18 protein-coding genes are annotated in these 23,890 nt (G+C 63.4%); 3 read left to right on the top strand and 15 right to left on the bottom strand.

What is annotated here, in order from left to right; genetic code table 11:
* Positions 1-2 precede the first annotated feature (2 nt).
* The gene (locus tag ACVOMB_RS05400; protein ID WP_481530286.1) at positions 3-1,586 is read left to right on the top strand and encodes a GMC family oxidoreductase; all 1,584 of its coding nucleotides are present in this window, start codon (positions 3-5) and stop codon (positions 1,584-1,586) included.
* Positions 1,587-1,733: 147 nt separating this feature from the next.
* Here the strand turns inward: ACVOMB_RS05400 and ACVOMB_RS05395 are convergent, their stop codons facing one another.
* On the bottom strand, positions 1,734-3,659 hold the full coding sequence (locus ACVOMB_RS05395) for a M48 family metallopeptidase (RefSeq protein WP_481530238.1): 1,926 nt from the start codon (positions 3,657-3,659) through the stop codon (positions 1,734-1,736).
* A 29-nt stretch (positions 3,660-3,688) separates the two neighbouring features.
* Positions 3,689-4,294: a LemA family protein gene (locus ACVOMB_RS05390; RefSeq protein WP_481530237.1), complete on the bottom strand. Its 606-nt coding sequence runs from the start codon at positions 4,292-4,294 to the stop codon at positions 3,689-3,691.
* Positions 4,295-4,373: 79 nt separating this feature from the next.
* Between ACVOMB_RS05390 and ACVOMB_RS05385 the strand changes: the two genes are divergently transcribed.
* Complete coding sequence (locus tag ACVOMB_RS05385) at positions 4,374-5,789, top strand: serine hydrolase domain-containing protein (protein ID WP_481530236.1); 1,416 nt, start codon at positions 4,374-4,376, stop codon at positions 5,787-5,789.
* A 590-nt stretch (positions 5,790-6,379) separates the two neighbouring features.
* Here ACVOMB_RS05385 and ACVOMB_RS05380 read toward each other — a convergent pair.
* The 10 genes from ACVOMB_RS05380 to nudE form a co-directional block, all read right to left on the bottom strand.
* Entirely contained in the window at positions 6,380-6,976 is a 597-nt protein-coding gene (locus ACVOMB_RS05380; RefSeq protein WP_481530235.1) for a hypothetical protein, read from the bottom strand.
* A gap of 791 nt (positions 6,977-7,767) precedes the next feature.
* Positions 7,768-8,163 carry a glycine cleavage system protein GcvH gene (gene gcvH / locus ACVOMB_RS05375; protein ID WP_481530234.1) on the bottom strand — a complete coding sequence of 132 codons (396 nt, stop codon included), beginning with the start codon at positions 8,161-8,163 and terminating at the stop codon, positions 7,768-7,770.
* Between the two features lie 86 nt (positions 8,164-8,249).
* Positions 8,250-9,371, bottom strand: a complete 1,122-nt coding sequence (gene gcvT, locus ACVOMB_RS05370; protein WP_481530233.1) for a glycine cleavage system aminomethyltransferase GcvT — start codon at positions 9,369-9,371, stop codon at positions 8,250-8,252.
* Between the two features lie 90 nt (positions 9,372-9,461).
* Complete coding sequence (locus tag ACVOMB_RS05365; protein WP_481516263.1) at positions 9,462-9,893, bottom strand: NfeD family protein; 432 nt, start codon at positions 9,891-9,893, stop codon at positions 9,462-9,464.
* Between the two features lie 3 nt (positions 9,894-9,896).
* Entirely contained in the window at positions 9,897-10,865 is a 969-nt protein-coding gene (locus ACVOMB_RS05360; RefSeq protein WP_481530232.1) for an SPFH domain-containing protein, read from the bottom strand.
* A 69-nt stretch (positions 10,866-10,934) separates the two neighbouring features.
* On the bottom strand, positions 10,935-11,237 hold the full coding sequence (locus ACVOMB_RS05355) for an Mpo1-like protein (RefSeq protein ID WP_481530231.1): 303 nt from the start codon (positions 11,235-11,237) through the stop codon (positions 10,935-10,937).
* A 39-nt stretch (positions 11,238-11,276) separates the two neighbouring features.
* Entirely contained in the window at positions 11,277-11,600 is a 324-nt protein-coding gene (locus ACVOMB_RS05350; RefSeq protein ID WP_481530230.1) for a YnfA family protein, read from the bottom strand.
* Complete coding sequence (gene mazG, locus ACVOMB_RS05345) at positions 11,597-12,418, bottom strand: nucleoside triphosphate pyrophosphohydrolase (protein ID WP_481530229.1); 822 nt, start codon at positions 12,416-12,418, stop codon at positions 11,597-11,599. Before mazG ends, ACVOMB_RS05350 begins: the two co-directional genes overlap by 4 nt.
* Before the next feature lie 79 nt (positions 12,419-12,497).
* A complete protein-coding gene (gene cysQ / locus ACVOMB_RS05340; RefSeq protein WP_481530228.1) occupies positions 12,498-13,307 on the bottom strand; it encodes a 3'(2'),5'-bisphosphate nucleotidase CysQ in 810 nt (269 codons plus the stop codon).
* Positions 13,304-13,852, bottom strand: coding sequence for an ADP compounds hydrolase NudE (gene nudE / locus ACVOMB_RS05335; protein WP_481530227.1), 549 nt, complete (start codon positions 13,850-13,852; stop codon positions 13,304-13,306). Before nudE ends, cysQ begins: the two co-directional genes overlap by 4 nt.
* Before the next feature lie 124 nt (positions 13,853-13,976).
* On the opposite strand from nudE, the gene ACVOMB_RS05330 reads away from it, so the two are divergent.
* Positions 13,977-14,711: a 16S rRNA (uracil(1498)-N(3))-methyltransferase gene (locus tag ACVOMB_RS05330; protein WP_481530226.1), complete on the top strand. Its 735-nt coding sequence runs from the start codon at positions 13,977-13,979 to the stop codon at positions 14,709-14,711.
* Positions 14,712-15,149: 438 nt separating this feature from the next.
* Here ACVOMB_RS05330 and ACVOMB_RS05325 read toward each other — a convergent pair whose 3' ends face one another.
* The 3 genes from ACVOMB_RS05325 to ACVOMB_RS05315 are packed head-to-tail and all read right to left on the bottom strand — an operon-like array spanning position 15,150 to position 23,782.
* Complete coding sequence (locus tag ACVOMB_RS05325) at positions 15,150-15,626, bottom strand: chemotaxis protein CheW (protein WP_481530225.1); 477 nt, start codon at positions 15,624-15,626, stop codon at positions 15,150-15,152.
* A gap of 25 nt (positions 15,627-15,651) precedes the next feature.
* On the bottom strand, positions 15,652-16,995 hold the full coding sequence (locus ACVOMB_RS05320) for a chemotaxis protein CheB (protein WP_481530224.1): 1,344 nt from the start codon (positions 16,993-16,995) through the stop codon (positions 15,652-15,654).
* Complete coding sequence (locus ACVOMB_RS05315; RefSeq protein ID WP_481530223.1) at positions 16,982-23,782, bottom strand: hybrid sensor histidine kinase/response regulator; 6,801 nt, start codon at positions 23,780-23,782, stop codon at positions 16,982-16,984. Before ACVOMB_RS05315 ends, ACVOMB_RS05320 begins: the two co-directional genes overlap by 14 nt.
* Between the last annotated feature and the right edge of the window lie 108 nt (positions 23,783-23,890).

Below are 23,890 nucleotides of genomic sequence, written 5' to 3'. Positions count from 1 at the left end.
CTGTGAAGGAATTCGATTACATCATCGTTGGCGCCGGCTCCGCCGGCTGCGTATTGGCCAACCGGCTCAGCGCCGACCCGCAGATACGAGTGCTGCTGATCGAGGCCGGGCCACGCGACTGGCACCCCTTCATCCATATGCCGGCCGGCATCGCACGGCTGGTCAACAACCGCCAGCTCAACTGGAGCTACGACACCGAACCGGAGCTCGCGCTGGGCAACCGCCGCCTGTGGTGGCCACGCGGCAAGGTGCTGGGCGGCTCCAGCTCGATCAATGCCATGTGCTATGTGCGCGGCGTACCGGGTGACTACGACCGCTGGGCAGCAGCCGGTGCCAGCGGTTGGAACTGGGACAGCGTGCTGCCATGGTTCCGCCACAGTGAGGGCAATGCGCGTGGCGCCGATGCCCTGCACGGCGCCGACGGCCCGCTGCAGGTCGCCGACCTGCGCTACGTCAATCCACTCAGCCACGCCTTCATCGCCGCCGGACAGCAGGCTGGCCTTGCACACAACAACGACTTCAACGGTCCTCAGCACGAAGGCGTCGGCCTCTATCAGGTAACGCAGAAGGATGGCGCTCGTTGCTCATCAGCGGCCGCCTACCTCGCGCCAGTGCGTTCGCGCAGCAATCTGCAGGTGATCACCGGCGCGTTGGTGGAACGGCTGCAGATCGACGCAGGTCGCGTTACCGGCGTGCACCTACGCGTGGGCGGCCAGAGACAGCAGTACCACGCGGCCGCAGAAGTACTGCTCAGCGCCGGTGCGATCAACTCACCGCAGCTGCTGATGCTGTCCGGCATCGGCCCGGCCGATGCGCTGCGCGCGCAGGGTATCAACATGCAGCTGGACCAACCCAGCGTTGGTGCCAACCTGCAGGACCATCTGGACATCTGCACGCTGTACCGCAGCGTTCCCGGCGTCAGCTACGACCGCGCCAGCGAGATCATGATCGGCTTGAATTACTTCCTGCGCGGCCATCAGGGTGCGGGCACCAGCAATGTGGCCGAAGCCGGTGGCTTCGTTCGCTCGCGCCTTGCAGCGGACGAGCGCGCCGACATCCAGTTCCATTTCGTACCGGCAATGCTGGACAACCACGGCCGCACCCGCCTGCCGGGGGACGGCTATACCTTGCATGCCTGTTATCTGCATCCGCGCAGCCGCGGCCGCATTGCTCTGGCCAGCGCCGACCCGGCTGCACCAGCGCGCATCCAGGCCAACTACCTGAGCGACGCCGAAGGCTTCGACTTGAAGATGATGATCGAGGCTGCGCGACTCAGCCGCGACATCCTGCAGCAGCCGGCATTTGCGCCGTGGCGCAAGGCGCCGTTGTTGCCGGCTGATGAGCATCTGGATGACGCCGGGCTGGAAGCCTTCATCCGCGCCAAGGCCGAGACCATCTACCACCCGATCGGCACCTGCCGCATGGGCAGCGACGACGCGGCCGTGGTCGACCCGCAGCTGCGAGTGCGCGGCATCGAGGGGCTGCGGGTGATCGATGCGTCGGTGATGCCTACCCTGGTCAGCGGCAATACCAATGCGCCGACCATCATGATTGCGGAGCAGGCGGCGAGTTTGATGTTGGGGTGAGGCCCAATACTTTAGAGCTTGAAAGCACATCAATCCTCCCAAGGAGCATTGGTGCCGGCTTGTCAGACAGAAGCAAGCAAAAGCAAAAGCCCCCCCTCCCCAGCCCTCCCCTTCGCCGCTGGCGAAAGGGAGGGAGACAAGCGGCGCTCAAGCCACCTGCAACATCGCTGGCAAGGGACAATGCAAGGTCGCACAGATGGTCCGCAGCAATTCGGCTTCGGCCACATTGACGCGCTGGTTGTGGCTGACGGTCGCGGTCACTGCCTCCACCAGCAACTGCTTGGCCAACGGATCCATCGAATCCAGCGGTGCCCACACCGCATCCAAGGCCAGCACCCCATTCGCCGGCGGCGCGTACGGCAGATGATCCTGCGGCAGGATGCGCTGCAGGCCGGCCAGATAGGCGCGACGCGCAGCTGCTTCGTCGCCAGGGTTGCCGGCACGCGCTACCACCGACAACAAGATAGCGAACTCGCGCTGCACGCCAATGGCTTTGCGGCGGCCGAAGTGCAGGTGACGCGATGGATCCAAGGCTGCCTGCACCTGCACCAGCAACAAGCGCGACAGGCAGTACTCGAACAATGAAATACGCCCGTCCGCGTGTGTCAGCGCGTCAATGCAACGCATGAACGCCGCAAGTTGCGGTCTCGGCAAGCTGCGCAAGGTCGGGAATGCCAAGGCTGCCAGTGGCAGCCGCAGTGCCGCATGCAGGTCGCGCAAAGGGCCTGCTGCAATGGTCAGCACGCCGTTGGCCATCGGCTCGCCCAACTGCTCGCGTACCGCCTCGCGTTGCCGCGCAGCAACCATGGCATCTGCATCCAACAGCATCGCCAGCAACAACGGCTGCGCCGCGCCACGGTCGCCGGCCAATGCGCGCAGTGCCGATGGCAGGCTGCCCGCCAAGCGCACGGCCTGCTGATAGTCGTCATCGGCCGGCGTAGCCACCTGCGCAGATACCAACGCCGGATCAACCGGGATCTGCTGCATTCCCGGCAACGGCGGCAACAGCGCATCCACGCTGGGCGCATCGCGCCCTGCCAAACCCATCACACGGTCTTCGGCCAGTCCGTCGGGCGGCGCGCTGAACCAGTTGCCGCGCAGCGTCTGCAACTGCTCGGCGCGGAATGATGGCTCCAGCCGCTGGATGCGTTCCAGCAACGGCGGATGGGTGGCGAACCAGCTGGACAGACGCAGGCCTTCGCCAAACAGCATATGGCTGACTTCCTCGGCACCGGCACGATCAGCCAGATGTGAGCCGTCGTCGAGCCCGCCGATCTTCTTCAAGGCACCGGCAAGGCCCTGGGTCTGGCGGGTGAACTGCACCGCCGAGGCATCCGCCAGGATTTCGCGCTGGCGCGATACCGCCGCCTTGATCAGCCGCCCAAACAACACGCCGATGCTGCCGATTGCGATGCCGGCCAAGCCAATCAGTATCAACAGGAACACCGGCCCGACACTGCGACCGAAGCGCGCGCGGCTGCCGCCGCCCATATGCAGCAGCACACGCTTGCCGATCACGCTGAGCATCAGGATGCCGAACAACACGCCCATCAAGCGGATGTTCAAGCGCATGTCGCCGTTGAGGATATGGCTGAACTCATGCGCGATGACGCCCTGCAGCTCATCGCGATTAAGCCGCTGCAAGGTACCGCGGGTAACCGCGATGGCCGCATCGGCGGGCGAATAGCCGGCAGCGAATGCGTTGATGCCCGCTTCCTGCTCCAGCACGTACAGGCGCGGCATCGGCACGCCGGAGGCAATGGCGATCTCTTCCACCACATTGCGCAGCCGCCGCAATGCAGGATCGCGGGTATCGGCGGGCACTTCGGTGCCGCCCATCTGCATGGCCACCACCTCGCCGCCCCCGCGCAGCGAACTGATCCGGTACAGCGAGGCCAGGCCGATCACCGCCAGGGTCAGCACGCTGCTCCACAGCACGCCGCGCATGCTGCCGGTGCCGACCCACACCAGCACATCCACCATCAGCACGATGGCCAGCACCGCCAGCGCAAACAGCAGCACCAGTCGCCCTGAATTACGCCGCGCCTGGGCCTGGTGTTCGAAGAAGTTCATCCCGCGCCCCTGTTACGCCTGCGCCAGATTCAGAACTGCACCTTCGGCGCCTCGCGCACCTGCTCGCGCTTCTCCAGCGGAATATCCAGCAGCGCAGCGGTAGCGAAATTGAACATGCCTGCAAACACATTGGCCGGGAACGTCTCGCGCCGATTGTTGTAGCCCATCACCGCATCGTTGTACGCCTGCCGCGCGAAAGCGACCTTGTTCTCGGTGCTGGAGAGCTCTTCGCTGAGCTGCATCATGTTCTGGTTGGCTTTCAGCTCCGGGTAGGCCTCGGCCACTGCCATCAACCTGCCCAGCACGCCATTCAACTGCCCCTGCGAGGCCGCCAGCTGCGCCATCGCCGCCGGATCGCCCGGATCGGCCTTGGCCGCAGCCAAACCTGACTGCGCCGCGCTGCGCGCAGCGATCACTGCTTCCAGGGTCTGCCGCTCGTGGCCCATATAAGCCTTGGCGGTCTCCACCAGGTTCGGAATCAGGTCAAAACGCCGCTGCAACTGCACGTCGATCTGCGCAAATGCATTCTTATAGGTGTTACGTGAACGCACCAGCCCGTTATAGATCCCGACACCTACAGCCACAACTGCGACAACCACCACAAGAAAGACCAGCAATATCAACGCGATGCCCATTCATTCTCTCCCCGTTTGTGCAATGGTGAAAAGCGGCGCTAGAATCGCCCACAGCAGTAGCTTACAGGCACCGATCACGATGAAAGACAAGAGCACGCGCCGGCACATTCGCCCGGTGGCATCGGGATTGCTTGGGGTGTTGATGCCCTTCGCATTGTCGTCTACCGCGCAGACTCCCACCCACACCACCCTGCCCGCCGAAGCATCGGCTGCCATGGCGCTGCCGGTGAACCTGGAGAACGCGCCGAACCAATCACCGACGCAGCCGATGCCGTACCGCACCGCGCTGCGCCCGGACCAGGTGCAACCGCTGCCGGCCGACTTCAATGTCGCCGCCATCGAGTCACTGGCCGAACAGTTGACCTATGGCAACCGCGTTCCCGGCATGGCCATGGCCATCGTCCAGAACGGCCGCGTGCTGTCGGCACGTGGTTATGGCGTTACCGATATCAGCAACCCGCAGGAAGTGGACGCGCATACGGTGTTCCGCCTGGCGTCGCTGTCCAAGGCCTTCGCCGGCACCATGGCCGGCCTGCTGGTCAACGACGGCACCCTGCGTTGGGACAGCAAGGTCACTGATTACGTACCCGGCTTCCGCCTGGCTACGCCCGAGGCAACCGACAAGCTGACCGTGGCCGATGTACTGAGCCAACGCGTCGGCCTGACCAGCAATGCCTATGACCGCGATGTCGAAGCCAATGCCGACTACTACTCGCTGACCCAGAAGTTGGCCACCGCGCCGCTCAAGTGCGCGCCGGGTGATTGCTATTCCTACCAGAACGTTGCCTTCAGTCTGGTCGGCGATGTGGTGTTTGCTGCCTCGGGCAGCTTCTACGAGCAGGCCGTTGAAAAGCGCATCCTCAAGCCGCTGGGCATGAACGATGCCAGCCTCGGCCTGGCCGGTATCCAGGCCAGCTCGCGATGGGCGCGCCCGCACGTGCGCAGCCGCAACGGCTGGGTGTCGCTGACACCCAAACCCACCTACTACCGTGTCGCACCGGCTGCCGGCGTCAACGCCAGTGCCAGTGACATGGCGCAGTGGCTGCTGGCCCACACCGGCCACCGTCCGGATGTATTGCCGGCACCGTTGCTGGCAACGCTGCATGCGCCGCTGGTCAATACTCCCGGCGAAATGCGTTCGGGCTGGCGCCACCAGCGTCTGGACTCGGCGGGCTATGCATTGGGTTGGCGCGTATTCGACTACTCCGGTCACCAGGTAGTCTTCCACGCAGGCGCGGTGCAGGGCTATCGCGGCCTGGTCGCGCTGCTGCCGGAACGCGACCTTGGTATCGCCATCATGTGGAACGGCGAGAGCAGCCTGCCCAGCGGCATGATGCCGACCATCCTCGATCGCGCGATCGGCCTGCCGACGCAGCGCTGGCTGGACGTGGACACCGACTTCGGCAGCGACAACCTGATGGCCGAGGATGCCACACCGGCACGCAGCGGCAAGAAGGGCGCGTCTTCCGATCGCGCGGTGGCTTCGCCACGCTGAGTGGTTTGGTGGTTTCCAGCACTACCCGAAAGGCGGCCAATGGCCGCCTTTCTTTTTGGACCGCTGACGCCGCTCCTGTTTTGTAGGAGCGGCGTCAGCCGCGAAGCTGATGGTGCTTGAACACCTCGGGGCAGTCGGCTTGCATGGAACCAAAATCGAAGGAACCAGATCTTCCAAGAGAGCGCAGAGCCCGCCTGGTCGGATACTGGGTCGGCTTCGCGGCTAACGCCGCTCGTACAAACCGGCGTGCGCCATCCCGCCTGCTTTTGTGGGAGCGTCGTCAGCCGCGAAGCTGGTGGTGCTCGAACAACGCGGGCAGTCGGGTTGCACGGAACCAAAATGGAAGAAACCAGATCTTCCAAGAGAACGTGAAGCCCGCCTGATCGGATGCTTGCCCGGCTTCGCGGCTTACGCCGCTCCCACAAACGGGGTGCGGGATTTCGCCTGGTCGAGCCCCTTGCCGAGTATGGCTCGGCACTACCGTGCAGGCCGACCTGATCGGCGCTTGCCGCTGCGGTCCGCCCATAAAAAAACTCCCTCCCCGCTGGGCAGTCGGGGAAGGAGTTTCAGGTCTTGCTAGTGAAGCTGGATCAGATCAGCGGCGCCGGGGTAGCCGGCAGCGCTACCGGAGCGGCCTTCTTCTTGCGAGCGGCCGGCTTCTTCTTCGCAGCAACCTTCTTGGCGGCCGGCTTCTTGGCGGCAACCTTCTTTGCAGTCTTCTTTACGACCTTCTTGGCAGCTGCCTTCTTGGCAACCTTCTTTACGGCCTTCTTGACTACTTTCTTGGCGGCTTTCTTGGCAGTTGCCTTCTTGGCAACCTTCTTTACGGCCTTCTTAGCTACTTTCTTGACGGCTTTCTTGGCAGTTGCCTTCTTGGCAACCTTCTTTACGGCCTTCTTGACGGTCTTCTTGGCTGCTGCCTTTTTGACGGTCTTCTTGGCTGCTGCCTTCTTGACGGTCTTCTTGGCTGCTGCCTTCTTGACGGTCTTCTTGGCTGCTGCCTTCTTGACGGTCTTCTTGGCTGCTGCCTTCTTCACGGTCTTCTTGGCAACGGCCTTCTTGGCGACCTTCTTCACTGCCTTCTTGGCGGTTGCCTTCTTGGCAACCTTCTTCACGGCAGCCTTCTTGGCGACTTTCTTTACCGCCTTCTTGGCGGCCGGCTTTTTAGCTGCTTTCTTCGTAGCCATGGTTTGTTCCTCGTCAGTGATCTATGGAATTGAAATGCCCAGTTGAAGCAAATCCGCGATGTTCGGCGGAGGACCGACGACGCGTCTAGCGCATCGTTACGGATACAGAAACACCCACAACGGGTCCCGCTGCAGGTGCCAGATAAAAATAGGGGGGGTGTTTCGCCGAAGGAAGCGAGTCCTGCTCCACCATCAAAAGGATCCTGGCGGACGTCCAAGTTGTGCTTCGCGTCTGAATGTTGATCCGGCTCACTCGCTTCCGCAGGAAAGGTCTGCTGGGCGAAACCTAATCACGGTTTTTTTTACTGTCAACTATCTTTGCAAATTATTTTTCGGAAGCCTTCAGCCTTCCGCGTCCGGTCGCGTGCCGCCACAGCCCGTCGTGCGCACCCACCGACACCGCACCTGCACGCTTCAAAAAAAACACAAAGCAAAAAAACATCGGTAAAAGTGCACTATTCGTTTCAGCGCCACCAACACGTAGCTGCATTGGCGCTACAGCAACGGCATCTCAATGCATGCGACCGACAGCCGCCATAGGCCAGTTCCAGCACCTGAAAAAAAATTTGCCAATGGCAAGGCTTTACCTGCGCGACGGATCATTTTGCGCAAACTTTTTGGACCACTTCGCAGTCTGCGACGACGCCGATCGGAGCCACTTCGCGTCCGTTGGCATCCGCTCCGACGCGTCATCGCCAGCCACTCATCACCAGCGATCATCACGTGATGCTGACATCGACGCAAAAAAAAACGGCCGCTGACAGCGGCCGCTTTCCGGATCACGACAGGACTCAGTGGTCCTCGTTCTCCAACATCTCGGCATAGTCGTCCGGCCCGAGCAGGTCATTCAACTGTTCCGGCTCGGACAGCTCGACCACGTACAGCCAGCCGTCGCCGTAAGCATCTTCGTTGATGGTTTCCGGCTTGTCGGTCACCGCTTCGTTGACTTCGACAACGGTGCCGGACACCGGGCTGTAGACGTCGGATGCGGCTTTCACCGACTCGACCACCGCTGCGCCAACGCCAGCCTGCACGCTGTCACCGACAGCCGGCAGTTCGACGTAGACCAGGTCACCCAACAGGCCTTGGGCGTGATCGGAAATACCTACGGTGACGCGGCCATTGCCTTCGACACGGGCCCATTCGTGGGACTTGAGGAACTTGAGGTCGCCAGGGATCTCGCTCATGGAACTACTCCGGAAAAACGGTGGTCGGGATGAATCGCTAGTTTAACGAACCGGAAGCAAGGTCGCTTCCGGCGCGGTCCTACAGGTCAAAGATTGATGCCGGCCTGTGCCTGGCCGTCACGCACGAACGGGAACTTGACGATGCGCACCGGCACTTCCTTGCCACGGATGTCCACCCGCACATCACCCGGCGCACCGGCCGGCACGCGTGCGAATGCGATCGCCTTGCCCAGCGTCGGCGAAAAGGTGCCGGACAGGATCTCGCCCTCGCCATTGGCGGTGAGCACCTTCTGACCGTGGCGAAGCACACCCTTCTCGTCCATTACCAGGCCGATCATCTGCCGCGCATCGCCTGCGGCTTTCTGCGCTTCCAACACGGCGCGACCGGTGAACGCGCGCGGTGTGCCATCGGCCAGGTCGTCCAGTGCCACGGTCCACGCCAACGCCGCCTCATACGGGGTGATGGTTTCATCCATGTCCTGGCCGTAAAGATTCATGCCGGCTTCCAGACGCAGCGTGTCGCGCGCGCCGAGGCCGGCCGGCTTCACGCCAGCAGCCAGCAGTGCATTCCAGAACGCGACTACCGCGCTCTGCGGCAGCAGCACTTCGTAGCCGTCTTCGCCGGTGTAACCGGTACGTGCGACGAACAGTTCAACGCCGTCGGTGGAGCGGACTTCCAGCGCGGCGAAGCGGCCGAGCTTGTCCAGCGCGGCACGGTCCGACTCCGCTACCAGGCCAGCTACCAGCGCACGCGCCTGCGGACCCTGCGCGGCGATGATGGCCAGGTCTTCGCGTTCGATTACGTCGACGCCGAAGGCTTCGGCGTGCTGACGGATCCAGGCCAGGTCCTTCTCGCGGGTGGAGGCGTTGACCACCATGCGGAACATGTCTTCGGCCAGGAAGTAGACGATCAAGTCATCGATCACCCCACCCTGCGCATTGAGCATGCACGAGTACAGGGCCTTGCCGCGGACCTTGACCTTGTCGATGGAGTTGGCCAGCAGCTGGCGCAGGAACTCACGGGTGCGCGCGCCCTTCAGGTCGACCACGGTCATGTGGCTGACGTCGAACATGCCTGCGGCGGTGCGGACCAGGTTGTGCTCGTCGATCTGCGAGCCATAGTGGATCGGCATGTCCCAACCGCCGAAGTCGACCATCTTGGCGCCGAGTGAGCGGTGGGTTTCGTTGAGCAAAGTCTTCAGGGTCATGGCCGTTCCACACTAAGGGGACGGCCATTATCCCAGATGGTTACTTTTAAAACCTGCGGCACTGCCACAACGGCAGTACCGCAGCAGTATTCAGACCGCCTGCACCTTCAGCGTCATGCCATCCACGGCCACCACCCGCACCGTACTGCCCTGCGGCAGATCGGGGCCGGCCACCACCCAGAACGCATCATCCACCTTGGCCCGGCCGACGCCAGCGCTGATCGCCTGATCCAGCGTCACCACGCGCCCGATCAACTGCTCGGCGCGGCGGTTGAGCAGCGGCTGGTCGCTGGGCCGCGCCCGTTGCCGGAACCAGGTGCGGTAGACCTGGATGGAAACAAAGCTCAGCACCACGAACAGGATCACCTGCAGCAGCACGCTCATGCCGTCGATTGCCCAGACGGTAAGAAACACCGCCGCTGCGGCTATGCCCATCCACAGCATGAAGGCTCCCGGCGCCAGCGCCTCGGCGGCGAACAAGGTCACTGCCAGCGCCGCCCAGATCACCACTTCCCAGCGCATGGCTCAGCGCCCCAGCGGCGGTGGGTTGCCGCGTGCAGGCTGCTTCGCCTCGCCTTGCTTGGTGAAGGCTTCCTTGGCCAATTCAGCAATACCGGCAATGGAGCCGATCACGCCACTGGTTTCCATCGGCATCAGCACCAGCTTCTGGTTGGGCGAGTTGGCCAGCTCACTGAAGGCTTCCACATACTTCTGTGCAATGAAGTAGTTGATCGCCTGCACGCTGCCGTTGGCGATCGCATCGGACACCATCGTGGTGGCCTTGGCTTCGGCCTCGGCCAGACGCTCGCGTGCCTCAGCGTCGCGGAATGCGGCCTCCCTGCGCCCTTCTGCTTCCAGCACGGCCGATTGCTTCTGGCCTTCGGCGCGCAGGATTTCCGACTGGCGGATACCCTCGGACTCCAGAATGGCAGCGCGCTTGTTCTGCTCGGCCATCTTCTGCTGCTGCATCGACTGCACCAGGTTGGCCGGTGGCTGGATGTCCTTGATCTCGATGCGGGTGACTTTGACGCCCCATGGATTGGTGGCGTGGTCGACCACGTTGAGCAGCTTAGCGTTGATGGTTTCGCGCTGGCTCAGTGATTCGTCCAGATCCATCGAGCCGATCACGGTACGGATATTGGTCTGCACCAGGGCGATCATCGCCACTTCCAGGTTGGCCACTTCATAGGCTGCCTTGGCCGCATCCAGCACCTGGAAGAACACCACGCCATCCACCCGCACCACCGCATTGTCCTTGGTGATCACGTCCTGGCTGGGCACGTCCAGTACCTGCTCCATCATGTTCACCTTGCGGCCGACGCCGTAAACAATCGGAATCAGAAAGTGCAGGCCGGGGCTCATCGTATGCGTGTACTTGCCGAAGCGCTCCACCGTCCATTCGTAGCCCTGCGGCACCATCCGCACCGTTTTGAACAGCACGATGATGCCGGCCACCACCACCACCAACGCCAACAACCCTGCTCCGCTGCCCATGAGATCGCTCCTTGTGCTTGATTGATGGGCCGAGTATAGCGACAGCCCCGGAAACAACTGGGTAGGTGCTTACAGGCGCACCCGCCCGCGCAGGATGTCGACGAACATCACCCAGTCACCGGCAAATGAATAGAAGGGGTGGCGAAAGGTCGCCGGCCGGTTCTTCTCGAAGAAGAAGTGCCCTACCCAGGCAAAGCCGTAGCCGCACAGCAGCGCCAACCACAGCCAACGCAGCTGGCCGCTCCACAGCAGCATCGCCACGCAGAGCAGCACGCCGCAGCTACCGATGAAGTGCAGGCGACGGCTGACAACGTTGCTGTGTTCGCCCAGGTAGAACGGGTAGAACTGGCGGAAGCTGCTGAAACGCGACATGGCCGGCATCCAGGTAGGGATGCGGCCAGCATAGGCGCTTCAGTTGCTGCGCGGGGCGAACATGATCACCGCCATACCGAGCAGGCAGAGCCCGCCGCCAAGCAGGTCCCAGCGGGTGGGCTTGACCGAATCCACCAGCCACAGCCACAACAGCGCCATGCAGACATAGACGCCGCCGTAGGCGGCATAGACGCGCCCGCTGGCGGCCGGATGCAGGGTCAGCAGCCAGGCGAACAAGGCCAGGCTGACGGCAGCCGGTAACAGCAACCACGGGCTGCCCTGCTGCCGCAGCCATAGCCACGGCAGATAGCAGCCGACGATCTCAGCCAACGCGGTCAGCAGGAACAGCGCCAGGGTTTTCACTTCGTCGTGTCCTTTTCATGCTGCTTCACCTGCTGCCAGAGGGCTTCCTGCTGCTGCAGATCAAGCTGCGACATTGCTTTTCCTTGGCCAGCCGCCAGCGCTTCCATCGCCCGGAAACGGCGCTCGAACTTGTGGTTGGCATGACGCAGCGCGGTGCCGCTATCGACCTTGGCGTGGCGGGCAAGATTGGCGCAGACAAACAACACGTCGCCCAGCTCCTCCTGCAGCCGCGCCTGGTTGTCCACGCCGGTTGCAGCAAGCTCGAACTCGGCCTGGACCTCGTCGATCTCCTCGCGCAATTTGTCCAGCACCGGCGCTGCACTTGGCCAGTCGAAACCGGTGCGGGCGGCACGCGACTGCAGTTTGGTTGCACGCAGCCACTCCGGCAGTCCACGCGAAATGCCGGCCAATGCCGATCCATCCTGCTCGCCCTTGGCGGCACGCTCGCTACGCTTGATCTCATCCCAGTTGGCCAGCACCTCGTCGGAATCGCTGACCTCAGTATCGCCGAAGATATGCGGGTGACGGCGGATCATCTTGTTGCTGATCGAGGCCACCACATCGCCGAAATTGAACGCACCCTGCTCGCTGGCCATCTGCGCGTGGAATACCACCTGCAGCAGTAGATCGCCGAGCTCGTCCTTCAGGTCCGGCAGGTCGTTGCGGTCGATGGCGTCGGCGACCTCGTAGGCCTCCTCCACCGTATACGGCGCAATGCTGGCGAAGTCCTGCTCCAGGTCCCACGGGCATCCGCCCTGGGGATCGCGCAGGCGCGCCATGATCTGCAACAGGGTCTGGATATCGGTCAGTTCGGACATGCGCGCATCACCTTTCATTACGAGTACGCCGGCAATTGCCGGCGTTTGAAGTTCACTGCAGGCAACCTGCGGCCCGGCATCAAAGCCCAGCCACCCACTCCTGCCATGGCAGAGAAGCATCGCCCAAGGCGACAAAATCACCGTTGAGCAGACGCGGGCGTTGGTTGTAGGCGAACGGCACGCCGTCATCGGCAGCCAATACCACCCCACCTGCCGCTTCCAGCACGCATTGACCTGCGGCGGTATCCCATTCACTGGTTGGCCCAAGACGCGGATACACGTCCAGCGTGCCTTCGGCGATGCGGCAGAATTTCAGTGATGAACCCTGCGCGATCAGCTCGATCTCGCCCATCCGCGCCAACAAGCTCGCGGTGCGCGCACTGGCATGTGAGCGACTGGCGGCTACCCGTAACGGCGATGCCGGTGGCACCCGCGTGTTGATCGCGTCCTGCTGCTGACCGCTGCGGCGCCAGGCTTGGCCTCCGCGCTGCGCATGCCAGATGACCTCGGTCACCGGTGCCTGCACCACCCCAAACACGGACACGCCCTGTTCGATCAGCGCGATGTTGACGCTGAATTCGCCATTGCGTTTGATGAACTCGCGGGTGCCATCGAGCGGATCCACCAGCCAATAACGCTGCCACTGGCGACGGGTCTCCCACGGCAGCTGCGCCGATTCTTCGGACAGCACCGGGATATCCGGGGTCAGCTGCGACAGGCCTGCAACGATAAGCTGGTGGGCGGCCAGATCGGCGGTGGTGACCGGGCTGTCGTCGGCTTTCTGCTCGATATCGAAACCGTTGGCATAGACCTGCATGATCGCCGCGCCTGCGCGCTGGGCGATATCCAACACGCCTTCGCGCAGGGCTTCATCTACTACTGCGCTCATGCGCCACCTCGCAGCCACTCACGGGCAATGAACAGGGCCGCCAGCGAGCGTCCCTCGGAGAAATCCTCGCGCAGCATCAGCTGGTCCAGCTCAGCCAGCTTCCACGGCACCACTTCCAGTTCTTCGGGCTCGTCACCTGGCAAGCGCTCCGGATACAGGTCGCGCGCCACCACCAGCGTGGATTGATGACTCATATAAGTAGGTGCAAGAGTCAGGCTGCGCAACGCGTCCAGCTTGCGCGCGCCGTAACCCGCCTCCTCCTTGAGCTCACGATCAGCGGCTTCGATCGGCGTTTCGCCTTCATCGATGCGGCCTTTGACCAAGCCCAACTCATAGCGGTGCAGGCCGGCTGCGTATTCACGCACCAGCAGCACGGTCTCTTCATCGAGCATCGGCACAACCACCACTGCGCCATGGCCACCACTGACCAGACGCTGGAAATGGCGGCGTTCGCCGTTGGAAAACTCCAGATCCAGCTGCTGCTGACGGAACGGCCCGATGTGTTCTTCGACCACGTTATGGATCTGTGGCAGGCGGCGACTCATGCGCCACTCCGGGCAAAACGACGGTAGACCGATAGAATGCGCATTGGCAGATACGTTTTCATGACGTTGAAATGCTAGCAGACCCAGCCGCTCCCCACGCGGCACCGCCTTTGCGAGAACTCCCATGCGCCTTACCCGTTGCCCGATTGAACTGCCGCTCGCCGCCGGCCAGACCCTGTCCCTGCCCGAGGATGTGGCCAATCATCTGGTCCGGGTAATGCGCCTACGCGAAGGCGAAGGCTGCATTCTGTTCAATGGCGATGGCCACGACTATGCAGCCACCATCAGCGCGATCAGCAAGCGCGAGGTACGGGTACACATCGACAGTGCCCAGTCCATCGACAATGAATCGCCGCTGGCGATCACCTTGCTGCAGGGCATCGCGCGCGGCGAGAAGATGGACCTTATCCTGCAGAAGGCCACCGAACTGGGGGTCAGCCGCATCATCCCGGTCAACGCCGAGCGCACCGAAGTAAAGCTGGACGCGGCGCGGGCCGAGAAGCGCATCGCGCATTGGCGCAATGTGGTTGGCTCGGCCTGCGGGCAGTCCGGGCGTGCGCGGATTCCGTTCATCGGCGGCCCACAGGCGCTCGCTGCTGCGACGGCAGCATTGCCCGAGCAGACCTTGCGACTGACCCTGGACCCACTGGGCGAACACCGCCTGGCCTCGCTGCCAGCTGCTCCGGCCAATGGCGTGGTGATCGCGATCGGCCCGGAAGGCGGCTGGTCACCGCGTGACCGCCAGCAGCTGAGCGAGGCCGGCTTCCAGGGCCTGCAGCTGGGCCCGCGCATCCTGCGCACCGAAACCGCAGGCCTGGCCGCGATCGCGGCGCTGCAGGCGCGGCTGGGCGATCTGTAGAGCCGCGCCATGCTCGGCTGGGGGCGTTGCCAACAAACCCGGCATCGGTTTGTAGGAGCGGCGTCAGCCGCGAAGCCGGCAGCGCTGAAATCACCAGGCGGTCGGCAATCTGATGTAGTGCGAGCTTCGCGGCTTACGCCGCTCCTACAATGCTGAGGATTGCCGGGAAAGGCTCTGCCGAGCATGGCTCGGCACTACAGGTGATGCATGCGGCAGTCTGCCCGACTTGTAGAGCCGAGCCATGCTCGGCTGCGGCAGTACCGACAAACCCGGTGTCGGTTTGTGGGAGCGGCGTCAGCCGCGAAGCCGGTACCGCTGAAATCACCGACCGGTCTGCAATCTGATGGAGTGCGAGTTTCGCGGCTTACGCCGCTCCCACAACCTTCAGGTCCGCGGGAACGCCTCTGCCGAGCATGGCTCGGCACTAGCCACAACCGGTCAGGCTACGGCTTCTGCCAGGGCGAGGATGACGGCGCTCTCAACCGCGTCCAGATCCGGCAACAGCGCGCTTTGTTCACCCAGCAGCACGCGCATATGCACGCCTACCGGTAGGCTCTCTTCCGATGCGTCGGCCAGCAGGCCGTCGCGCGGCACTGCGATCAATTGCGGGAAGGACTGGGTCAACAAGGCGAAATACGGCAGGTCCGGGTTGCCGCCCAAGGCCTTCAGCACCACCACCTTGTTATTGCTGCTCACCGTCTCATTGCCGTGGCCACTGAGCCCGGCATAGGACAGCAACGGCACGCTCCAGCCATGCCACGCGATCTGTCCGACCAACCATCCGGGGGTGTTAGCGATCGGTTCGACCGCTACGCGGGACATCATTTCCGCCACCGTCGCATTGGGCAGCAATACGCGCTCGGTACCGGCCTGTATCAGTACCCCACGGACTTCATCGTTGTTTGCGTAGCTCATCGTCAGTTCCTGGGTCGCGCTGCGGTCACGCCGCGCAATGCACAGCCAATTCGGCGGCGAGATATTCCGGATCACCAGCGTTCATGCCAGCGACGGCCAGCTGACTGGCAGCGGCCGGGTCATAGCACCCCTCGCCGATCTGCCCCGCCACCCAACCACCCTTGCCGGCAAATTCCAGCACCGGCTCGACCATAGCCACATCGGCGCCGCTGAGCAGCAGCACCGCACTGCGGTCCGGTTGCAGGGCGCTGAGCAGATCATTGGCTTGCGCACAGAAGCGCAGGCCTTCAGCCGTCGCCTCGACGCCGATGACATCGGGAAGAATGTAGACATCGCCGGGGACCAGGTTCTGGCCTGGGTCGGCCAAAGTCACCGGCAGCGGCGTCGCCCTTGCCATCTGCTTGACCAGATTGGCATAGCGGCCACCATCCAGACGCAACTGCACCAGCACCGGGCGTGCGAAGTCTTCCGGCAAGCCGGCCAACACGCGGCGCACCGCATCCGGACCGCCAATACCGGCAACCAACAACACCGCGCCATTGCCTTCGGCTGCACCTTCATCTATCTCGACCAACGACAGCTCGCTGTTGAGCAGGCTGGCAAGGGCCGGCGGCGGCTCCGGCGTGACGCTGGCGGCGGCAGGCGCGGTCTCATAGCCATCATCTTCCAGCAGCGACCAGCTGCTGAAATCGCCTATCGGCGCCTTTTTCTCTTCTGCTTCGGCCGCCACAACAAGCGGCTCCGGCGGCAGCGGTGGTGGCATGCCCGGCACAGCAGACGGTGACGACTGCGCAGCACCAGCGATCAGTTCCTCGAACGACAGCACTTCCGGTCGCGGTTCAAGCGCACTCGCCGGCGCCACATAGATTTCATCGGCTGGCAGGTCGTAGGCCTGCACCTGTGCCTCATCCAGATGGAACTGCAGCGGTGCATCCAGGTGCCCGTCGGCCGGACGCGGTGGTAGACCCGGCTCCAAGGTGATTGCCGGCTCGGCCTCTTCATGCTCCAGACCGGGCGGCAGCACGTTGTCATGGCCTTGCAGCTTGGCCGCCAGATGGCGGATCCAACGCTGTGCTTCCCAGCCTTCGCGACGGGCAGCCAGCTCAGCTTCTTCGAACAACAGAGAAAGCTCTGGCGTTTCCAGCACCGACTCCAGCCGTTCCAACGCGTCCTCGACCGCCGGCTCCAGCGCCACCAGAACCACCTGCGGCGCAGCCGAGGTCAAAGCAGCTGGCTCCAGCTGGTTGGGGTCTTCTTCCAGCACGATGCGGCCGCCGGCGGCGACCAGTGCTTCGCGCAGGCGATCGCGGGCGGCACCGGCACGGGCCAGCAGTGCAACCGGCTTGGCAGTGTCGTCAGTCGCGTGCACGGGCGATCCCCAGCAGGTCATAGACATTGCGCATCAAATCCAGCTCCTGGTACGGCTTGCCGAGATAGCGTTGCACGCCGATCTCGAATGCGCGCTGGCGATGCTTGTCGCCACTGCGCGAGGTGATCATCACGATCGGGATATTCTTGTAACGCGGATCGGCACGCATCGCGGTAGCCAGCTCGTAGCCGTCCATACGCGGCATCTCGATATCCAGCAGCATCAGGTCCGGAATGCGCTCCTCCAACTGCTCCAGCGCTTCCACGCCGTCGCGGGCGACGACCACATCCAGGTTGTGACGCTCCAGCACGCGGCCGGTGACCTTGCGCATGGTCAGCGAATCGTCGACCACCATCACCAGCGGCACATGCCGCTGGCTGCTGGTTTCGACCAGTTCCACCAACTGCTGCGGCTGGGTGAGATGACGACGCACCAGCGGTGCCACGTCCAGGATCACCACCACATTGCCTTCGCCGGTAATCGTGGCGCCGTAAATGCCCGGCACCGAGGCGATCTGCAGACCAACCGGCTTGACCACGACTTCGCGGTTGCCCAGCACCTGATCGATCGCCACCGCCGCGCGCAGGTCGCCGGAGCGCACCAGCAGCAACGGGATCTCGGTCTGACCTTCGGCCTTGGCAGCAACCTGGCCCACCAGGGTGCCGAGGTTGTACAGGCTGAAATCTTCGCCGTTGTAGTGGTAACCGCCCTGGCCGGACTCGAAACGCTCGCGCGAGATGCGGCCGATGCCGCTGACCGATGCCACCGGCACCGCATAGGTGGTCTCGCCGATGCGGACAAACACCGCCTGGGTGACCGCCAGCGTCTGCGGCAGGCGCAGGGTGAAGGTCGCGCCCTCGCCACGCACCGAGTGGATGTCCACCGAGCCGCCGAGCTGGCGCACTTCGTTGCGCACCACGTCCATGCCCACACCACGGCCGGCCAGCTGACTGACCTGTTCGCTGGTGCTGAAGCCGGAAGCAAAGATCATCTGGTCCAGCTGGGTATCGTCGATCTGCTCGTCGCTGCCCAACAGGCCACGCTGTTCGGCGCGGCGGCGGATTGCCTCGCGGTCCAGGCCGGCACCGTCATCGCCCACTTCCAGCACGATTTCCGAACCTTCGCGGCGCAGACGCAGGGCGATTTCGCCTTCTTCCGGCTTGCCTGCGGCGGTACGCGCGGCCGGCTGTTCCAGGCCATGGGCAACCGAGTTGCGCAGCATGTGTTCCAGCGGCGCGACCATGCGGTCGAGCACGTTGCGATCGAGTTCGCCGTGGGTCCCTTCCAGCTTCAGGTGTACCTGCTTGTCGGTTTCCTGTGCGGCCTGACGCACCACACGGCGCAGACGCGGTACCAGGCCGTCGAACGGCACCATGCGCGCACGCATCAGGCCGTCCTGCAGTTCCGAGCTCACACGCGACTGCTGCTGCAGCAAGGTGTCGTAGTTGCGCGACAGATCGTCCAGCACGCCTTGCAGACCGCCCAAGTCGGCCGCCGATTCGTTCAGCGCACGGCTGAGCTGCTGCAGGGTGGAAAAACGGTCCAGTTCCAGCGGATCGAAGGTCTGGTCGGCCTGCTCATGCTCGCGGCGGTAACGCGCCACGATCTGTGCTTCGGTTTCCAGATCCAGACGACGCAACTGGTCGCGCAGACGTGCGTTGGTGCGATCCAACTCGGCCATGGCGCCACGGAACGCGCCCAGCTGCTGCTCCAGACGCGAGCGGTAGATAGCCACTTCGCCGGCGTGGTTGACCAGGCTGTCGAGCAGGTCGGCGCGTACACGCACCTGTTCCTGTCCGCGCGGTGCGCCTTCTTCCTCGTTGCCGGCCTGTTCTTCGCGCAGCGGAGCCGACAGCGGTTCAATCGGTGCCAGCGGCCGCGGCAGCACGTCGGCGGCAACAACACTTTCCGGTGCCGATTCGAGCGCGGTGACAGCTGCTTCAACCGGTGCCTGCGCGGCTTCGGCACGACCATCGGTACGCGCTTCGAAGGCCTCGATCAGGTCGGTCGGCATCACCACCGCGCGATGCTCGCCGGTGCGGATCAACAACTGGTGCAGACGGTCGAAACCGCGCTCCAGCAGTTGCACGTCAGCGCGGGTGATTTCGGTGCGGTTGGCTGCAACAGCCTCGAGCAGCGATTCGATGCCGTGGCCAAGATCGCCGATGGCGTTGATGCCGGCCATGCGTGCGCCACCCTTGAGGGTGTGCAGGTCACGCTGCAGGCCGGCCAGCGCGTCGCGGTCTTCCGGCGCGGCGCGCATGTCGTTGACCAGACCATCGCAATGGTCAAGCAAGTCCTTGCCTTCCTCGACAAAGATATCGACCAACTCGCGATCCAGGTCGGCAAAGTTCAGCGGCCCGGCGTCCAGTTCATGCGCCACAGGTGCGGCGACCGGCACAACTGCCTGTTCCGGCAATGCTGCGGTCAGCGGTGCCAGCACCGCCTTGGCGACGACCAGGGTTTCAACGGCGACTGGCTCAACAACGGCGCTCACAGCCACATCATCAAGCTGTGCGGCTTCTTCAAGCTGCTCGGCTTCTTCGATCGCCACCGCCTTCTCGACCGAAGCATCTTCTTCGTTAGAAGAAATATCTTCGATCACGGCGACTTCTTCGACAGCGGCTTCGGCTTCCACTTCGGTTTCGGCTTCAGCAGCAGGTTCCAGCTCCGACGCTGCATCCACAGCCGACTGATCGTCAATCGCAGCCACATCATCAGCCTGCGCTACATCGATCGGAGCCTGTACGGTGCAGTCATCGATGACTGCGTCATGCTCCGCAGCGATGTCAGCCTGCTCTTCGGCCACGGCCTGTTCAACGGCTTCCGTTGCCAGCAGCTCGCCTTCTTCAGTCTGCTCGGCCAGGCTTGATGCCTCGGCTTCGGCTTCAGTCGAACCCAGCTGCGCTGCGCCGACGGCAACTGCAGTCGCACCGGTAGCGATGGCCAGGGCGCGTGCGATCACGCTGTCACGATCATCCAGATCACTGGACGCTTCCGCAGCGATCGCCTCATTCGGCTGATCGTCTTCAACCTGTGCGTCGACTGCTTCGGCTGCAAATGCCGCATCAGCGTCAATGGCAACAGTCGATTCGGATTCAATCTCGCCAGCTTTGACAGCGCGCTGCGAATCGCTTGCCTCTGCGGCCTGCTCCGGTTCCTCGGCGTCATGTGCAACGCCCCAGGTCGAGGCCCGCACAGCGTCATAATGGTCCTCAGCTTCAACGGCATGCTGCGAAACAGCCGGCTCGATGACCTCAGCCGTTTCGGCGATATCGATCTGTTCGGTCACGTCGTCAATGGCAGCCACAGTTGCCGACTCGCTTTCGGCAGCGGCCTCGGCAGGCTCCGGCAGCGACTCAGCAGCAACGGAATCAGCACTCTCGGCCACTTCACGCGTGTCGTGCTCGTCAACGTCAGCAACAGGCAGCAGGAACTCGGGGTGTGCTGCAGCCGGCAGATCGGTGGTTCCCACCGATGCCACGCTGCCAGGCGTTTCGTCCAGCAAGCCAGAGTCGAAGTACGCGGACAGGTCTTGCGTGCCAACCGACTCGGAGCTGATGCCGCGGTCCAGAGAAACTGCCGACTGCGCAACTTCTACATCGTCAGCAAGCAGATCGTCCTCTGCCTGCATCGGTGGCCACTTCGCGTCTGGCAGGCCATCAACCAGCGCCTGCAGGCGTTCGGCCACACCCGGGAACGCCGGGATGCGTGGCGAAGGCGCGCGCAATGCGGTGATTGTGGCGTGCACTGCCGCCGCCATCTGCGCCAGCGCGTCCACGCCCGCAGCAGCTGGTGTAATCGCCGCCGCCAGCGAACGCTTGACGAAGGTTTCGGCCGGGCTGGTGATCTGGGTGATCACCGGCACATCGGTCATCGCGAATGCGCCGCTCATGGTGTGCACGGCGCGCAACAAGTCTTCGGAGACCGGTTGCGGCTGTGCCACCGAGACGGCCAACCAACTGTTGACGGTATCCAGGTGAGCGCCGATCTCGGCTTCGAGAATTTCGCGCAGCACCTCGTCCACCGATGCAGGGGTACCCTCCGCATCGTCGATTTCGATGACTGCCGCTACGTCGCTTTCCGCCGCCTCAACGACCTCGGTTTCGGGCACCACGTCGCTGGCCGGCGTGGCAGCTGCAACAGCGCTGACACCGGTCACGTAGAACGCTTCTTCGCCTGCAGCAACGCGGTCAGCCACGTCCTGCATGCCCAATAGATCGGACTGGATGCTGCCAACACCACGCAGCGCGGCGTTCAATTCCGGCAATACGTCGTAGGCCTGCGTCACCGCGGCCATGACCGCCGGGCTGGCAGGACGGCTGCCGTCGAGCACGCGGTTGAGCATGCTCTCGATCTTCCAGCTGAACTCGCCCAAGGTGCGTGCACCGACCAAGCGGCCACTGCCCTTCAGCGTATGGAACACGCGGCGCACCGGGCGCAGGCGCTCCATATTGGCCGGCGCGGCGCGCCATGCCGGTAGCAGGTTGCCCAGGTTTTCGAGTTCTTCATCGAATTCCTCGATGAAGACTTCGCGGATGTCCTGATCGATTACGTCGCCGCCATCGATGAAGCCGCCCTCAAGCTCCTGCGCGGGTGCGAAAGACCTGACTGAAGCAGCAGCACTTGCCGCACCTGCGGCCATTTCAGCAGTGACCGGCTCGGGCTGCAGGGATTCGGGCAATGCAAACGGGTCGAAGGCTTCAGCAGCAGCATCAAGCTGCGCCATGAATGCAGCAGTTTCCGTATCCAGTCTGGAGACCGGCTCGACCAGCGTGGATACCGGTTCAATCGACGCAGCCTCCCGCCCCTGATCGTTGGAAACCTGTGCCGACGCCTGCGTTCCACCTTCAAATGAGGGACTGGCGGTTTCCAGCTCCGGGCTGAAGAACACGTCGTTGTCAGCGAATTCGATATTGGTCAGCTCAGCATCAACCAAGCCCGTATTGGCCCGTTTGGTTGCCTGCGCCGCTTCAGTATCGGTACCGTCCAGCGTCAGCAGCGACGCATCGAAACGATAGCTGTCGTTCGCGCCAGCAAGCATCTCGTCCTCGGCAGCCACCGGATCAAAGCTCGCGGCAAACGATGCCGGCGCTTCAACTTCATGCGAAGCCGTGGACTGATGACCTTCAAGCACCATCGGTGCCAAGGTGAAGCTGCTCTCAGCGGCTTCCGATGTCTCTGCGGCAACTGGATCAAATGCGGAGATCTCCGCGGCGACATCTACTGTCTGCGGCGCGAACGCAGCTGGCACGTCCACGGCCTGGGTCGGAGTCGCCACAGCATTGATCGCTGCACCAAACACCAGCGGGTAGTCGGCGGCGGCCTGCGATTTTCCTTCCACGTCCAACGGCGGCAACGGTGGCGGCATTACCGGCGCAGCAACGACCGGTGCTTGCTCAACAGCCGGCGACGCTTCGACCGCTGCTTCAACAATTTCAGTCCGCGTTTCGACTGCAGCGACGCTTGCGCCATCGGCAACAGGCGCGCCGACTTCAGCAGCAACCGGCTCGACAGCAGCGATATCAGCCACCGCCTGCAACGCAGGAATCGGCCAGTAACGCAGGGTTTCCAGGCTGGTGCGGGTGATGTCGAGGATTTCCTCGCGGCCCGGGCGACGATCGCGCAGGGCTTCGAGGAAGTATTCCAGGCTGGCCATGGCGTCGGCCAGGGTGTCGAGCTGGCGCCCACTGGGGATACGCTGGCGTGCGATCAGTTCGACGTCGATGTACTGACGCACGGCCTGCAGGTAGTCGGCCGGCACCGGCATTTCCAGCATGCGCAGCGCGCCGGACACCTCACCGAGCAGACGCGGTACTTCGGCCAGGCGCGCGTGGTCCCAATTGGTCTCGATGAAGGCGACAAACGATTCGCGTGCAGCAGTGAAATTGGCGATGGCTTCATGCGCCAGCACTTCCACGGTACGGCGGGTTTCCACCGAACCGGCATCATCGTCACCGCCGACATTGGCGCCGAGGTGGGCAACCTGCTCGTCCAGCGAGGCGTCCACGTAGAGCAGCGCGCCGGCGATATCCAACAACAGGTTGTCATCGATCTGACGACTGCCGTTGACGACTTCGCGCAGCGAATCGCGCTGCTGGGCGACGATGCCACGGGCAACGCCCAAACCCATCACGCCCAAGGTATCGGAGACGGCACCCAACTCATTGACCTGCACCTGCAGATCGGCCGGATTGCCATCCATGCGCATATGCAGGTCGAGCGCATCCTTGATGCGCATCAATTCTTCCTTGACCGCGCTGCCGACGGTGTCGAGCAGTTCGCGGTTGCGTCCGCTCAAGCTGCCGCGTGCGTGCTCCAGCTCATCCGGGCTGGCGTCGCTGGCATCGGGGTTGAAGGCGAACAACACGCTTTCATTGATGCCTTCAGCGCCACGTGCGGCACGGATGTCGTTGAGCAGTGGCAGCAGCACGATCGGAATATCGCGGTGGCCGTTCTGCAGGCGCTCCAGATAATCGGGCAGCAGCACGGTGCCGCGCATCAGCGTGGCACAGGCTTCATCGCGGTCGGGAATTCCACCATCACGGACCGCATTGGCCAGCAGCTCCAGCTCCTCGGCAACCATCGCCGGGGCATACAGCTCGACCATCCGCAGCGTGCCCTGCACCTGGTGCAGGTAGCCGGCGCAGAAGCGCATGCGGCTGGTATCGCTGGGATCTTCCACGAACGCTTCGACCTCGTTGCGCACCTGGCGCAGGGTCTCGTCCAGCTCGGGTTTTACCCAACCCAGAGCTGCGTGGCTCATCGCATCGCGCAAGGTACTCATCGCACTCCCCCGTGCAGCATCAATTGCATGCCGTCCGGGCGGCCCTGCGTTGCGTTGTGACGAAACTTCATCTGCTGATTCCTCTGCATCCCCGCCCGATCAGTCCGT

The sequence above is a fragment of the Stenotrophomonas sp. STEN018 genome (assembly GCF_056760235.1).
The sequence above is the reverse complement of the archived record's forward strand: the minus strand, read 5'-3'. Positions and strand labels throughout refer to the sequence as shown.

Coding starts and splice junctions, on each gene's coding strand:
- mazG (WP_481530229.1), bottom strand. CDS start 12,418: ATGTCCGAACTGACCGATATCCAGACCCTGTTGCAGATCATGGCGCGC.
- ACVOMB_RS05325 (WP_481530225.1), bottom strand. CDS start 15,626: ATGAGCTACGCAAACAACGATGAAGTCCGTGGGGTACTGATACAGGCC.
- nudE (WP_481530227.1), bottom strand. CDS start 13,852: ATGAGTCGCCGCCTGCCACAGATCCATAACGTGGTCGAAGAACACATC.
- ACVOMB_RS05385 (WP_481530236.1), top strand. CDS start 4,374: ATGAAAGACAAGAGCACGCGCCGGCACATTCGCCCGGTGGCATCGGGA.
- ACVOMB_RS05365 (WP_481516263.1), bottom strand. CDS start 9,893: ATGCGCTGGGAAGTGGTGATCTGGGCGGCGCTGGCAGTGACCTTGTTC.
- gcvT (WP_481530233.1), bottom strand. CDS start 9,371: ATGACCCTGAAGACTTTGCTCAACGAAACCCACCGCTCACTCGGCGCC.
- ACVOMB_RS05315 (WP_481530223.1), bottom strand. CDS start 23,782: ATGAGTACCTTGCGCGATGCGATGAGCCACGCAGCTCTGGGTTGGGTA.
- ACVOMB_RS05330 (WP_481530226.1), top strand. CDS start 13,977: ATGCGCCTTACCCGTTGCCCGATTGAACTGCCGCTCGCCGCCGGCCAG.
- ACVOMB_RS05360 (WP_481530232.1), bottom strand. CDS start 10,865: ATGGGCAGCGGAGCAGGGTTGTTGGCGTTGGTGGTGGTGGTGGCCGGC.
- gcvH (WP_481530234.1), bottom strand. CDS start 8,163: ATGAGCGAGATCCCTGGCGACCTCAAGTTCCTCAAGTCCCACGAATGG.
- cysQ (WP_481530228.1), bottom strand. CDS start 13,307: ATGAGCGCAGTAGTAGATGAAGCCCTGCGCGAAGGCGTGTTGGATATC.
- ACVOMB_RS05395 (WP_481530238.1), bottom strand. CDS start 3,659: ATGAACTTCTTCGAACACCAGGCCCAGGCGCGGCGTAATTCAGGGCGA.
- ACVOMB_RS05380 (WP_481530235.1), bottom strand. CDS start 6,976: ATGGCTACGAAGAAAGCAGCTAAAAAGCCGGCCGCCAAGAAGGCGGTA.
- ACVOMB_RS05390 (WP_481530237.1), bottom strand. CDS start 4,294: ATGGGCATCGCGTTGATATTGCTGGTCTTTCTTGTGGTGGTTGTCGCA.
- ACVOMB_RS05355 (WP_481530231.1), bottom strand. CDS start 11,237: ATGTCGCGTTTCAGCAGCTTCCGCCAGTTCTACCCGTTCTACCTGGGC.